This is a genomic window from Polaribacter porphyrae (assembly GCF_002954685.1).
Lineage (GTDB): Bacteria > Bacteroidota > Bacteroidia > Flavobacteriales > Flavobacteriaceae > Polaribacter > Polaribacter porphyrae.
The window spans coordinates 2,638,154-2,652,186 of the sequence record NZ_MSCN01000001.1 but is presented as its reverse complement, the minus strand read 5'-3'; the positions used below and the strand labels follow the sequence as shown (position 1 = coordinate 2,652,186).

At 30.6% G+C, this 14,033-nt stretch carries 8 protein-coding genes; all 8 read right to left on the bottom strand.

Annotation, left to right across the window (positions count from 1 at the left end; translation table 11 throughout):
- Positions 1–7: 7 nt before the first annotated feature.
- Entirely contained in the window at positions 8–1,894 is a 1,887-nt protein-coding gene (locus BTO18_RS11800) for a T9SS type A sorting domain-containing protein (RefSeq protein ID WP_105016415.1), read from the bottom strand.
- Between the two features lie 9 nt (positions 1,895–1,903).
- The gene (locus BTO18_RS11795; RefSeq protein WP_105016414.1) at positions 1,904–3,865 is read right to left on the bottom strand and encodes a glycoside hydrolase family 97 protein; all 1,962 of its coding nucleotides are present in this window, start codon (positions 3,863–3,865) and stop codon (positions 1,904–1,906) included.
- Between the two features lie 26 nt (positions 3,866–3,891).
- Positions 3,892–6,171 carry an FAD-dependent oxidoreductase gene (locus BTO18_RS11790; RefSeq protein WP_105016413.1) on the bottom strand — a complete coding sequence of 760 codons (2,280 nt, stop codon included), beginning with the start codon at positions 6,169–6,171 and terminating at the stop codon, positions 3,892–3,894.
- 18 nt (positions 6,172–6,189) lie between these two features.
- Positions 6,190–7,845, bottom strand: coding sequence for a sodium:solute symporter family protein (locus tag BTO18_RS11785; protein WP_105016412.1), 1,656 nt, complete (start codon positions 7,843–7,845; stop codon positions 6,190–6,192).
- Positions 7,846–8,487: 642 nt separating this feature from the next.
- Positions 8,488–9,384, bottom strand: coding sequence for a T9SS type A sorting domain-containing protein (locus BTO18_RS11780; protein WP_170063266.1), 897 nt, complete (start codon positions 9,382–9,384; stop codon positions 8,488–8,490).
- A 94-nt stretch (positions 9,385–9,478) separates the two neighbouring features.
- On the bottom strand, positions 9,479–10,129 hold the full coding sequence (locus tag BTO18_RS11775; RefSeq protein ID WP_105016410.1) for a hypothetical protein: 651 nt from the start codon (positions 10,127–10,129) through the stop codon (positions 9,479–9,481).
- Between the two features lie 30 nt (positions 10,130–10,159).
- Positions 10,160–11,782 carry a hypothetical protein gene (locus BTO18_RS11770; RefSeq protein WP_105016409.1) on the bottom strand — a complete coding sequence of 541 codons (1,623 nt, stop codon included), beginning with the start codon at positions 11,780–11,782 and terminating at the stop codon, positions 10,160–10,162.
- A 63-nt stretch (positions 11,783–11,845) separates the two neighbouring features.
- A complete protein-coding gene (locus BTO18_RS11765) occupies positions 11,846–13,945 on the bottom strand; it encodes an early set domain-containing protein (RefSeq protein WP_105016408.1) in 2,100 nt (699 codons plus the stop codon).
- Between the last annotated feature and the right edge of the window lie 88 nt (positions 13,946–14,033).

Genomic DNA, 14,033 nt, shown 5'->3' with positions numbered 1-14,033 from the left:
GTCCAGTTTATAATTTTATCACTTTTTTGATAATGGATTTATCACTAATTGAAATCTTAAAAAAATAAACACCTGCTGGCCACTTAGAAATATTAATTTTACTTTTTCTTTTTGTAGTATACAAATTTCGGGAGCTTACTTGACGCCCTATACTGTTATATATAGATACTAATAGTGCGCTATTTTTTTTAGTGATAATATTTATTTCATCTTTACTTGGATTAGGAAATAGTACTATATCTTGTTCTAAAGAGTAATTACTATTACCTAATGTTGGGCTATTACTTTTTAACTTCCACCTCATACTATTCCAAGAATTTTGATAATTGCTAAGTGTAGGGTGAGTATTACTTGAGGTAGAATTTGTCCAGATAAAATTTTCACTAGAAAGATTTTTTATATGATATTCTCCTTTATAAGTACTTGGCATAATATACCATTTGAATAATGATGAATTATCTAATGAATTTTGTGTTAAGACTGAGTTTGCTGGATTAGATCCTTGAAGGTATAATTCGGTATTTTCATTTTTTATGTAATAAGTTTCTGAATTATTATCAGTTCTTTCAACTACCCAATTTAAATGAGACAAATTAATATCATCGGTAATAGTTATATATGAATCATTATTATCTGTATTAGTTTGATTATATCCTCTTAAATACAAAGAAGAAAAAGAATTTTGAATTTTATAATTAGTATCATTCAAGTTCCAAGCATCTTTATCATATACATAATCATTAAAAATCTTAGAAGCTGGTAAAAATGCGCCATTTTCATAAATTTTATGACTACTGTTATCAAAGGTAAAAAGATAAAATTTTTTCCAATTATAAGGAAGTCCGTGACATATTTCTAAAAGGTTTTTAAGCATTATATACCTATCTTCTTCACTATTGTTTTGAAAAAGACCTTTATTATAATTCCACTCAGTTACCCATATAGGAGTTTCTATCGAAACAACATTTATGATGGGAGTCATAATATCTCTTATTTCATTTGCAACAGTTTTTTTTGCAATATCGATATCTAGTTCTATAACTTTCGGATAAAAATGAATTCCTATACCATCAGCATTTTGTAAATAGTTTTCGCTTTCAGCTGGTAGTTGGGGGTGACCCCCTTTAAGTAAATCAAGCATAACAGCAGTAGATAAAATACTACCTCCATTAGTAATTGCCCAGTCTGTTAGACGATACCCCTCAACAGCACCATTTGTTATTAATTGTACATCATTTTCACCCCAAACTAAGTCGATTTTATCTTTAACAAACTTTAAGGCTTGACCATATTTTAATATCCCTTCTCTTATTTTAATAAAAGATGAATCGTTCCAGTCAGTTGTATAATCATAAAATTTACCTCCTTCTATGTATGGTAAATCTCCATTAAAATCTATCCAATTAGATTCGTTTCCAAATTCAACTAATTCTATAATTGCACCAGCATTTTGTAACCGATTAAAAACCTGCTCACACCAGTTCCCAATGTTTTCAGGGACTAAATCACTGAACTTATATCTAGGACCCCAAATACCTACTTCTGGTCTTTTGGTAGCACCATTAACAAAAAATTCTGGAAATGCTGTGATAGAGATTACCATATTTACTTTTATATTCAACTGATTTGCATATTTTACATGCTCAATAAAATCACCTACAGATTGTGATGCTGTTGGATTTAATCTAATTGATTTAATCCCAATTTCGTTCATTTTATCAATGAGTTGTTTTTCTTCTTCAAGTGTTCCTAACCAATTTAAATTTGGTCTATGAATACCCTGTTCAAATCTTAAAAAATTTTGGCTGTTTAAATTAATACAACAAAAACAACATATTAGAGAAAACTGAATCCTAATAGCTGTATAATATATTTTATCGTTTATAACTTTCATTTTTAAATTCTATAAGATTTTAGTTTTTTTGTATTTGTACCATAAGACCACACCTCCATTTATATCTAATTCTATTATAGGACTTTTATCTACATCATTAGTTTTTTTATATTTGAATGGTACTACAGATAAATTTGCTTGATTTGGATGTATTTTAGTCTCTAAAATTTTATCGATTTCCACCTTGTTTCCTATATCATCATAAAAAATATTTAATTCATAATTTATATCATCTAGAAAAGGAATATCTAACGTTAGCTTTTTTTGCTTACCGCTACTCAAAATACCTATGAACCAATCATTTTTCTTTCTTCTAGCTATTATAGCCAATTCGCCTATTTTACTATTAGGCAACACTATAGTCTCATCCCAAGTTGTTGGCAGATTTCTTATTAAATCTAGAGCTGGTGCAATTTTTCTATTTGATAATAAGAATGAGGTGTTTTCTGCAATACATTGAAATGGTGAATAAAAGCAAATCGTAGTTGCTAATTGATGTGCCCAAGTTGTTTTACCTGGACTTGTAAATGCTAGAGGTGTATAATCTGCAGGACCACAAACAAATCTGGTGAAGGGAAGTGCAGCATTATGACTTGCTAAAACTGGACCTTCTTTCATTAAATTCAGTTCAACCCCTCTAATACCTTCTCTAGTTATTTCATTAGGATACGTTATGAATTCACCAGAACTTTGATGACACCCATGAAAGTTTACCATTAGTTTTCTTTTTGCAGCAGCTTGTAAAAGTTTTTCTTCAAATTCAATTATATTTTTACTGTGAGCATTCATATAATCTACTTTAATTCCTTTTGCACCAACTTTTTGAATGCTATCCAGAAATAAGTTCATTATTTTGAAATTATCTTCGGCAATATTAATTTCTTTAGAATGCTTCCATAAAAATACTCCTATATTATTTTTTGTTGCATACTTACACAAATCTTTGACTTTAGCCCATTTATTATCCCAATTTTCCCAACCACTGTCAACCATTGTATAAGCTGTATTTAAAGACACAGCATCATCTATCATTTGCCTTTCTTCTTCATAATTACCAGTGTCTCTAGCCCACCATCTCCAAACGGACACACCTGGTTTTATCCAAGAACTGTTTTTAAAAAGGTTTTTATTTGGTTTAGGATTTAATGAAGCAACCATAGTGTTGTTGACTAAGTCGTTTAATGTCTCAGAAATTAAAACGCAACGCCATGGGGAGTTTATATTTCCTCTTATAGAAAACCCTTTTGAGCCTTCTGAGAAATTAGCTGATAAGATATTGTTTTTTTTAGACTCTAATCTTAATGCGCTATAGTTAAACGTATTGGCTTCAGCTAACAAAATATAACTGTTATTTGGCAGTTCACATGTAATTGTTAATCCTTGAATTGATCCTTGTGAGGATATTTGGGGTAAGCTTTCAATATTAGCGGAAGTCCAAGTTCCAGCATGAGATTTAAGTTTCCAACTATTATCTCTTTCAAAAAACCAAACTTTAGTTTTTCTAGGAAGCTTAAAAGAACTAAGCTCGCCATTTATTGTTTTTGAACCTGTATTTGGTACTTCATATCTGTAAGCAATACCATCTTTAGAAATGTTAATTAGCAAATACCATATAAAATTATTTTTTTCTTTTAATTTTACTCTTAACGTTTTTGCTTTGTAGGTTATTTTTTTCGAAATGAATTTTAATGTATAATCAAAATTTTCAAAATCAACTTTTGTATTTATTATTTTAGAATTTCTACCTAATGTATCATTATTTATAATGATGCCTAATTGAGACTTTTCAATAATACTTTGTTTATTTTTTTTTACTTCATAAAATAGTCCCTTTTGCCTATCCGATGTTATTTTTACTTCAATCCCTTCAAAGGCTATTTGATAAGAATTTTTTATTGTTTTTACTGTACATGAGGTTACTAAAAATAATACTAGAAGAATTATAAATATATTTTTATTACGACCTATCATATCTATTACAGAAAATTCTTAAATATTTAATTAGCTACAATTTCAAAAATAGAAGCTGGAACTTTACTAGATGGATGTTTTGCTTCTACTATCAAACCTTTTAACGATGTTGCTTTTTCTAACTTTAACGTATTGATAGTTTGATAATTGTCAGCAACCTCAAACAATACATTACCATCTAAATCTTTGATTTTGTAATCACGAATTGTAAATGGTGCCACTTCTTCTGGATGGCCCATTAATGTTGATTCTAAAGGATGGTCATAATCTGGATCCAAAAACAATTTTATTTTTGAAACTGTTTTAGGAGTATCCCATTCAATCTTTAACTGAGGATTCTCATCTTCTAAACTAGACACCCATGCATTAGTTGCAACAAAAGGTCTTACATATCCATTACCAATATTTTCGGTACTAAAAGCTTCGATAGCTGGTGAAATTTGTAATGCAATATTTTGTCCTTCTGGTCTGCGATGTGGTGTCCAAAATTCAAAAGTATCTACGCCAATTCCATCTGGTGGCGTTTGTTTTCCATTGTTAGATACTGCTTTATTTACGCCATTAAACACAGATAACACTCCAGTATATCGTTTTGTACTTGTTTTTAAACTTACCTTATCATTCGATAAAAAGGTTACAAAACTATATTGATCTTTTTCCAAAGTTTCAGAAAATGAAATATCTAAAAGCTGCTCCCCTTTTGTTAAATTGAAGGTTTTGGTTTCTAGAATGACTTCTGGAGAATAGTTTTCTAATTTTTCTGAAGTTCGTAATTCTACAGTTAACGTTGTACTTTCTTTTGCATCAACTGATACTTTAAAGTTATATGCTTCATTAGCTTTTAAAGGTAATAATTGTGCTGCTGACACAGACAAGTTAAACCAATTTCCATCTGAAGGAATTTCAGCTAATTTTAAGGTTGAAGAAGCTTCAATTGTAGCACTACTGACTAAATTAGTTGCTTTTTTAATTGGCACATTAGGAATACTTTGCCCAACGATATTCAATTCGTTTTGAAGTTCAGTAATACGTCCGTTTTCTAAAATCTCAGCTGGTTTGATGTTATATTCTGTACACAGTGCTGCTGCCATACCAACGGCTTGTGCACAAAATCCTGTAGTTGCCATTACACGAGTAGAACCGAATGCTACGTGAGTTGCACTAATAATTCGTCCTGCTAAAAATAAATTGTCGATGTCTTTACTTACAAAAGAACGGTAAGGGATATCGTAAACACCTTTAGAATGCCACTGTGTACATGCCGATAATTCACTATACACACCATCTGCTGGGTGCAAGTCGATTGCCCAACCACCAAATGCGATAGCATCATCAAATTGTCTTTGCTCGATAATGTCTTGTTGCTTCATCATATACAAACCTTCAAAACGACGGCTTTCGCGCTTTCCTGGAACAGTTCCCACCCATTCTAAAGTCATATTTTCAACATCTTCAAACTCACCTGAATTTTTGATGTAATCCCAAACTCCATAGATTACTTTCCAAAGTTCGTATTTGATGTGTTCTGTATCGTGAATGGTATCGTGTCTTCCTCCATATTCAAACCACCAAAAACGACACCCTTTATCGTCTTTACCAATAGCCTTATACCTTGGTATTGCTTTGATATCCTTCAATGCAAATGCAGGTGGAATATATTTTACAGGTTTATCAGTTTGCTTACTATAGAAATACATTGAGTGCCCCAACAATTCTCCATAGGATTTATCTGGCGCAAATAACTCACCAAATTCGTCTCTAGACTCTGCACCCATTCTGAAACTCGCGCCTGCTTTAAAGGCTACAATTCCATCACCAGAAGCATCACTAAATAGAGGTGCGTTTAATACATATTCTGTTGAATTTTGTGGATTGAATGCTTTTACTGCTTCAATTTTAGTATTTGAAGATTTTACAACATCGTAAACAGAAGTATTTAATAATAAAGTAATATTTTCTTCGTTCATTACTTTTTCTAACAATACTGTATCAAAAATAACAGCATTTCCTTCTCGGTTTCTGTATAAATTTTCAACTAAAATTTCATCCATAACACCGCCTTCACGAGACCAACGGTTGTTGTTTCCCATGTGAGAAGTTGCCCCTAAAATCCATAAACGTACTTCAGAAGACGAGTTTCCTCCTAAAACGGGTCGATCTTGCACTAAAACTGTTTTAATTCCTTTCCTAGCGGCTGTTACTGCTGCACAAACACCAGCTGTTCCACCACCAACAATCACAAAATCAGCATTTACTACTACTGTTTTACTTTCTCTAACTGTTTTGTTAAATGTTTCTTGAATCATAAATCCTTGACAAAAATGTTATTGTTTTGTTTTGTAAATTATATAAGCACCCAGAAGCATTACTGCACTTCCTATACCGCCTACTAAAAAATTTGCATATTCTCCTATAAAAGATAACAGTACAATTAAAAGTCCTGTAGCCACAACACCAATACCAATAACTCTGGTACCTTTGTTATTACTATTATCAGAATCGTCCTCTTCAGCTTTGGCATCCACTTCTTTTTGTTTTCTAATTACTTCATAATCATCGTAAGCTGATGTACTACTTTTTGTTTGGGCAAGATAAATTTCAATGGCTGCTAAAATTAGAATTGGTGTTCCCATACCCACAACCATTTCCATGGCTCTTTCTAAAGTAACTCCGATTAAATCTGGTGCAAAAAACTTAAAAAACGCATTGATTGTTAAAGAAATAAAAGTAGTTGTTAAAATTGTCTTTCCTGTTTGGCGTTTTGAAAACAACGACCACAAAGGAGGTAGAAACATAGCTCCACCAGTTAATGCTGCTAAACTCATTACTACTTCTACAATTCCTCCAAAGAGAGGAACTAATAAGGCGATAATAATCGTTAAAATACCTAAAGCTATTGTAGCAATTCTTGCTACTTTTACTAAACCTTTGTCTGTTGTGTTTGGAAATAAATTTTTATAGATATCATTGGTTAATACACCTGCTGATATATTTAATGTTGTATTTACGGAGCTAGAAGTTGCAAATACCATTCCACCTAACATCAATCCTAACATTCCAATGGGCAATACTTCTTTACACATTAATAAATAAGCACCTTCATCTGCTAATTCGCCTAACTCTGGATTTAGCACACGATAAATCATTGGAGGAACCATCCAAATAATTGGACTGATGGTATATAAAGCTCCAAATAACCAACCTACTTTTTTAGCATCTTTTGGTGTTGCAACACTTGTGTAACGTTGCACATATGCCCAGTTTCCTGCAATAAAAAATAGATTGTATAGCCCAAAAGCTATCATAAACACCCAAGAGTATTCAGAATTTGTAAATTCAAAAAACTTTTCGGGGGCTTGTGCTACAAATTCGTTTATACCACCAATTTTATCAAAAGACAATGGTACTACAATTAAAACTGCGGCAGTTAGTACAATAAATTGTAACACATCTGTAACAATTACTGCCCATAAACCACCAACAGCAGTGTATATTAAAATTAAAACTCCAAGAACAATTACACTTGTAGTAATTGGAATTCCTGTAGAAACTTCAACAATTTTAGCTACTGGGTATAAAAATGCTCCTGTCGTGAAAATTGAAATGAATAAAAACAAATAGGTGTATGTTTTTTGAGTAGTTTTTCCTAGGCGTTCCGAAATATATTCAGCGGCAGTAATTGCTTTGGTTTGTTGCCATTTTGGAGCAATGAAAAAACCAATAATAATGCCTGCAATACACATTGTCCACTGTATGGTTACTGCAACCCAACCTGTTGAATAGGCAATGGAGCCCCAAACTACAAAAGTACCAGCAGAAAAGAAACTCATAAAGAGAGATAAACCACTCATCCACCAAGGTAAAGCCCCACCAGCAGCAAAATATGATTTCATGTTTTTTCCTGCTTTCGAAAAGCTCATGCCACAGATAAAAACTAATAAAGTGAAAATAAAAATTACGCCAATGTCTATTGAACCCATATTTTTTGTTTGGTTTTAAATGTATTTTAGTCTATTATCATATTCTTGATAGTTCATCGAATTACATAGATACTAATTTAACTTACCCATCTATAAAACAATTTAATATTATAATGTTTGGTAGAAAAGGTGAATTGTTCTGTTTAAGAAAAAATCCATTGTTCCCAAATATTTCAATTTGACCCTAGTCTTAATAATTTTTTAGTTAATCGATTTGATTCGCCTGCCTACAGTTTTCTAGACAACAGGGTTTCTTATACAAATTATATATTACATATTCATTAGTGATTTTATAAAGAGAAGAATTTTATGAATAGGATTTCTAGAGTGGTACGCATTTTTCGATCTAATGTTTAAATCCCTATATTTTAGGAAAAGTAACGTCTAGCTTCTTTTCCTGTAAAATCCATTCCTTATTATTTTCTCTCAATATGGTAACTGCCTGATTAATAAATAAGTCCTTTCATATCATAAATCCACAATATTTATAGGATTGAAATTATACTGACAACGATAGTCTTCTTTATAATTAGTATTACGTGGATAGCACTTACTTAGCATTTGAAAAATTTGTAACATATTTCAATACAATTAAGGGAGTACAAATTGTTGGTCTCTTCAAGATTAAGATACTTAATATATCTATAAACCCACAGCAATTTTGAATGAGTAAAATGATGATTTATTAGAGGCTGAAACTATGTAAATCCCATTACTTAAACCTTCTGTATTAAATGTAACTGAAGAATTGGAATGATTTTTAATACCTATAACTTGTCCATTTATATTCATTAATTTAAAGTTAACATCATTTTCATTAAAAGAAATATTAAGTAGATTTCTGTTATGTGTAATCTTAAAAGATTCTTTTGTGAATTTATTTATTGAGAGAGCAGGACCTTGAAATACTAATTGAGGTCTCAAAGTGGTATCAGAATTCAAACTTGAAGCAATATTTCCAAAAAATGTATTATCTGTTATTTTTGATTTTATTGATAATTCAAATAAAACCTTTGTTTTTGGTGAGGTCTCCGCTAATCTATCAATTAAAAATTGACGAACATCAAATTTCAAAATAGTACCAGCAGTAGGATAATCTCCACCACCATTAAATACTTTCTCTGTTATTGTGTACTCTGTATATCCAGTAAAATCGTAAGGATTCATATTGGGTTCTAACGGTAAAGAACTTGAATCTTCAATATAGGCTTTCAAAATAAGAGTAAACCCTCCATCGTTACCTGCATTAGAAATTGAACTAAAAGTCACATTAAAACTAGCATCAGTTATCGATTCATTAGCTATAGAATTATAATCAAAATTGAAGTAGTTTTTTCTACCATCTGTGCCTGTTCCTGCAAATGAAGGTCTTTTAATAGGTAAATTTTGAAAAGTAAAAGACCCGTTAGAAGCACCATCTACAGTAGAATTTTCTCTTGTAAATCCAGAAGATGTAGCATTAATTGTTACTTGGCTATAGACGCTACCTAAAAGAAATAGGAATAATGCAGTGATTTTGAATGTAGTTTTTTTATTCATAATTTTAAATTTTAGTTTATTAATTTTAAAATTAGTAATCATCTAAAAGATTTTATTTGATTACTAATATTGCTTTTTATTATTGATTAAGAAGTTATTTAATTGTAATATTAGGTTTGATTGATTTTTTGTAATTTAAGTGTGAAGCAATGTTTCCGATAAAAAACTTGTCTTTTACTCTATCTCTAATTGATAATTCGAATAAAACTTTTTCTTTATTTTCATTTAAGGCTTCAGTTAAAAATGTTGAAATATTAAATGTCAAAACACTATTCTTTTTAGGATAGTCACCAGAACCATAAAATTTTTTTTCTGAGATTACAGTTTCTGAATATCCTTTTGTAAAATCAAAATTGCCATGATTCGGTTGCAAAGGTAATTCTTCGGTTTTCTCAGTAAATGCTTTCAATATAATAGAAAAACCTTCGTTATTTCCTTCGTTATCTATTTTAGCAAAAGTGAAATTTACATGAGCTTCTTTAAAATCTATTGTTTTAGCATTTGTCAAATCAAAATTAAAATACAACTTTTTACCTTCCTGTTTGTCCCCATTCCAAGATGCTCTAGCTATAGGAAGTGTTTTGTAATTATAGGAGCCGTTTTTTCCTCCATCAACCCTAGCATTTTCTTTCGTAAAACCAGAGGATGTGGCCATTAATTTGGTTTGTGCAACAGTTATATTTACAGATAAAACTAAAACGAAGGTTGTAATATTTTGAATCGTATTTCTAAAAAAAATGTTCATTTGTTTATGTTTTAATTAAGTTACAAAAATTTATTTATCAATCTTTGGAAGAATTTCATCACTCTTTATATTTATAGCATTTCCAATAACTATTTTTCTTTCAGTATTCTCAAACTTGTTTTTAAATATGTAAACGCCATCTGCATCATTAACATTAATTCCAATCTCTCCATTTATAATTTCATTGTCGGTTATTCTTATATTTTTCATAAATGGAGAAAGCTCATATTCAGATGATTTCCAATTACTTAAAACTATAGCTCCCTTTTTTGTATGCCTAGAAACCCAACCTGAACTTGTAAATTTATTGTTAGAAATAGTAACATTATTGGGTATAACACCCTCACCTTCACCTATCGTTCCACCTATGGTTAATGGATACATGATATTTGAAAAAGTGTTATTGTGTATCAATGAATTTGAATTTCTAAGTATGCTTGCTGATCCAGCAATATTCTTGAATGTTGAATTTTTTAGAGTGTAAGACCTTGTATTCCAATCCATCACCATACCTAGGGTTTCTTTATTTACAAAAGATGGAATTTTTTCTTTAAAAGTTACTTGAAATCCCGCAAAATTACCATCTACTTCTTTTTTTTCGAAGCTCTCTACTGTTAAGCTTTCTTTTTGATGATTATCTTTGGAAAGTGTTATAATACTACCTTTTCTTATACTTAACAATGCTTTATATTTCTTTTTAAACCAAATAGTTCTATCATCTATTATTTCATGAACAAAAGCGAAGGAACCATGAACATTTTGACCATCCCATCTTACACCTTCTACATATAAATTATCCATTACAACATTTCCATTTGAAGCATAAATTTTCCATGCATCTCTAGAACCGACTGCTAATTGATTATCAGGTGCTTTGAAACGAACATTTTTTGAATAAATATTACCACAACCTCTAGCTTCCATACAAAAGCCAATAGCGTTATATGTAGTCACATTTTCTACATTTAAGTTATCACAATATTTATAGGAAACTTGAATTCCACTGTAACCAAAATGCCAGCTTATAGCTTCTCCCTTTTTTACCTTAGAAGCAATTTTTGAAGATTTAAGTTCCATCAATCTCTTTTTCTTATTTTTTATATGCCAGGTATGTTCATCAGGACTACTCGAAACATCTCCACCATAAGTAATACTTTCTACAGGCAATAAAGTTTTGTTTTCTAAGTTCCAAGTATTTGCACAATAGGCTCTAGTATTTGCTATTATAGGGTTTCCTTCAAAAACTTTTACAACAATAGAATTTCCATTATTTTCAATTATTTTTCCAGCACTTGTATTTCTTGGAAAGTTGTCAAAAATGAAATTTTTTAACTTAAAATTATCACATCTTACAACTTCTAATATAGTTTTACCCCAAACATTATTTTTTACTTTGTGATGACGAAGTAGTGTTGTTAAAGGATTATTGTCTTTATCATTCTTACCTAAAAAAGTAACATTATTTTGATCATAGATGCGTATACCTCTTTCTTTGCCCTCTTCATCAAAGAATAAATCATAAGTACCTTCCTCAAAAATCAATATCTTATTTTTTTCTTTACTCAAAGCTTTTACAGCATTTTTAATTGCCTTCAAATCATCTTTACCATCATTAGGTATAGCCCCAAAATCAGCTACTTTAATTTGTGCCATTGTAACCAAAGAAATAAATGTTAACACAAGAAAAATAAATACACTCCTCATCTTTAAACTCAATTAATTGTTAGGTATCTTTTTTAAAATTTCAATAGAACTTATACCTTCATAAAAATTTAAATAGGCTAATGTTAAGTTCCAGTTTGAATTATATACAGTCCAACCTTCTCCATGTCTTGGTTTTCCTAATGGGTTAAAAGGATACATTTCAGTTCCAGGTAAGGAGCATAAAGCTCCTCGTACAGTTTCTAATCTAGCGCACACATCATGTCTTGGATCTCCATATTTCCAACCAGAATCAACACCAATAAAACCCTTTTCTGGGTTATTGGCACAATGGTCTTTCGTCGGATTTCTTCCATTAAAATTATCTATATGTGCATATGCAATTTGAACCAACCTATCTTTTATTTGCTTATCTTTTGTAACCATAGCAACAGATAAAGCACAAGCTGGAAAACCTATAACGTTTCCTGCTTCATTAAATGAAGGTAATGTCCAGTTTTTATTTAAATCATACCTTCTAAAATCCCATTCATTTTCTGATAGACGAATAACCTCTTTAGACCAAGCATTAATCTTTTTTAAAAGACCTTTAGGGGCAAACTCGGGGTAATTTTTTTGAAAATGAGATAATCCAGTAATTAGTCTTGGCTCACTTATACGTTGACCTTTTGTATACTTTGGATCTTTCCAATCAACATTTTCTATAACCCATTTTGTTTGATTGTATGCTGCTTCTAAAAATAAATTAGCGGTAGATAAATTTTCTCTTTTAGCTACTTCATACATTAATAAATTTGGTAAAATGGAGTGCCCTAAGCAATGCCTTCCTTTAGGAGTACCTATTTTAGTAATAACCTTGAACAAACCTGTTTCATCCCAAAGTTTTAATGTTTTCTGTAATACTTTGTTGTAAAAACTATGAGATATGTACTTTTGATAGGCGGGATATCCATACAAGAAAAATGCAAATTGCTCAACAGTTTGATTGTGGATTTGCCAACCTAATTCATCTCCAGAAGGATCTTTTGTATTCGGGTCTAATAAATACCAACCAATACCAAAACGTATCATTTGTATAATATCTGGAGCCTTTAAATCTTTAGGGTTTTCAAGTTCTGAATAGTATGATTGTATAATAGACAAAGCTTTCTTATCACTTGGTTCTTTTGTTGGGTTAAAACTACTTGAAAGAATCTTTTCTTTTTCTTTATTATAGTTAATAGAAACTTTCATCTTTTCGAAAACTTCTGGATTAGATAAATACATCATAACCATAGAGGGCACCTCAAAAGTATAATATGCTCCATCTCTCCAAGGACATCCACCATAAGCTGAAGGATGTGTGCCGACCATACTACGTGCATCATTCATAAAATCTACAGCAGATTGATATGCTGTTTTTTGAATAGCTTCTTCTGCAACTAGAAAAGGATATGAATCTGAATCTCCAAAAATTGAATCTTTGACTCTTATGAAATATTCTTTGGAAAAGCTGTTAGTTTTTGGCTTGAATTTAGTAAAATCTCCTATTTTATTTTTCAGTGTTCCTTTAAAAAGAACTTTATCTGATTCTTTTTCAACTACATAATATACTAAATCTGCATTGGCAGTTGGTACTGTAAATCTTTTGGGTGCGTTTATGTTATGTGCAACTTGATTAACACAAACCCAATGCCTTTTAGGAATAAACTTTTCATTGCCCTTTGATACTCCATACCATAAATCAGGCACTTTAGTTCCCCAAACAGTTATTTCAGATATCGCTAAATTAGAAGCATTTGTAAAATTTATTTTTATTTTAGAAGTACTTGCTGTTTTACTAAAAACAATGCTTAAAAGGTTTGAAGATTTTAAGAAAGCAGTCCCTCCTTCAAAATTACTCCATTCCCCTTTCTCATAATATTGAAATGATACTTTTTCAAAATCAACACTCTTGTTAACAGGAAGATAAATATGGGATCCACCAATTACAAAATCTGCGGAAAAGTTAATAACAAAAGAATAATTAGAATTTTTACGCTTAGATTCCCATATATTACTATCGATAATTCCATCATTAATATTTTTTAGCTTTTCAGTATTATCATCTGGAAAAATCTCGACAGATTTAAGTAAAGAATGATTAATTTGTGCTTCAAGACCATAGTAAGTCATAAAACAAAATACTAACAATATATTTCTACCTTTTAACATATGTATGTATAATCTCTAATATTCATTTGAAAACGAACTTTACAAAATT

Excerpts from the sequence above, each read along its gene's own strand:
- BTO18_RS11800 (WP_105016415.1), bottom strand. The coding sequence starts at position 1,894 with ATGAAAGTTATAAACGATAAAATATATTATACAGCTATTAGGATTCAG.
- BTO18_RS11795 (WP_105016414.1), bottom strand. The coding sequence starts at position 3,865 with ATGATAGGTCGTAATAAAAATATATTTATAATTCTTCTAGTATTATTT.
- BTO18_RS11790 (WP_105016413.1), bottom strand. The coding sequence starts at position 6,171 with ATGATTCAAGAAACATTTAACAAAACAGTTAGAGAAAGTAAAACAGTA.
- BTO18_RS11785 (WP_105016412.1), bottom strand. The coding sequence starts at position 7,845 with ATGGGTTCAATAGACATTGGCGTAATTTTTATTTTCACTTTATTAGTT.
- BTO18_RS11780 (WP_170063266.1), bottom strand. The coding sequence starts at position 9,384 with ATGAATAAAAAAACTACATTCAAAATCACTGCATTATTCCTATTTCTT.
- BTO18_RS11775 (WP_105016410.1), bottom strand. The coding sequence starts at position 10,129 with ATGAACATTTTTTTTAGAAATACGATTCAAAATATTACAACCTTCGTT.
- BTO18_RS11770 (WP_105016409.1), bottom strand. The coding sequence starts at position 11,782 with ATGGCACAAATTAAAGTAGCTGATTTTGGGGCTATACCTAATGATGGT.
- BTO18_RS11765 (WP_105016408.1), bottom strand. The coding sequence starts at position 13,945 with ATGACTTACTATGGTCTTGAAGCACAAATTAATCATTCTTTACTTAAA.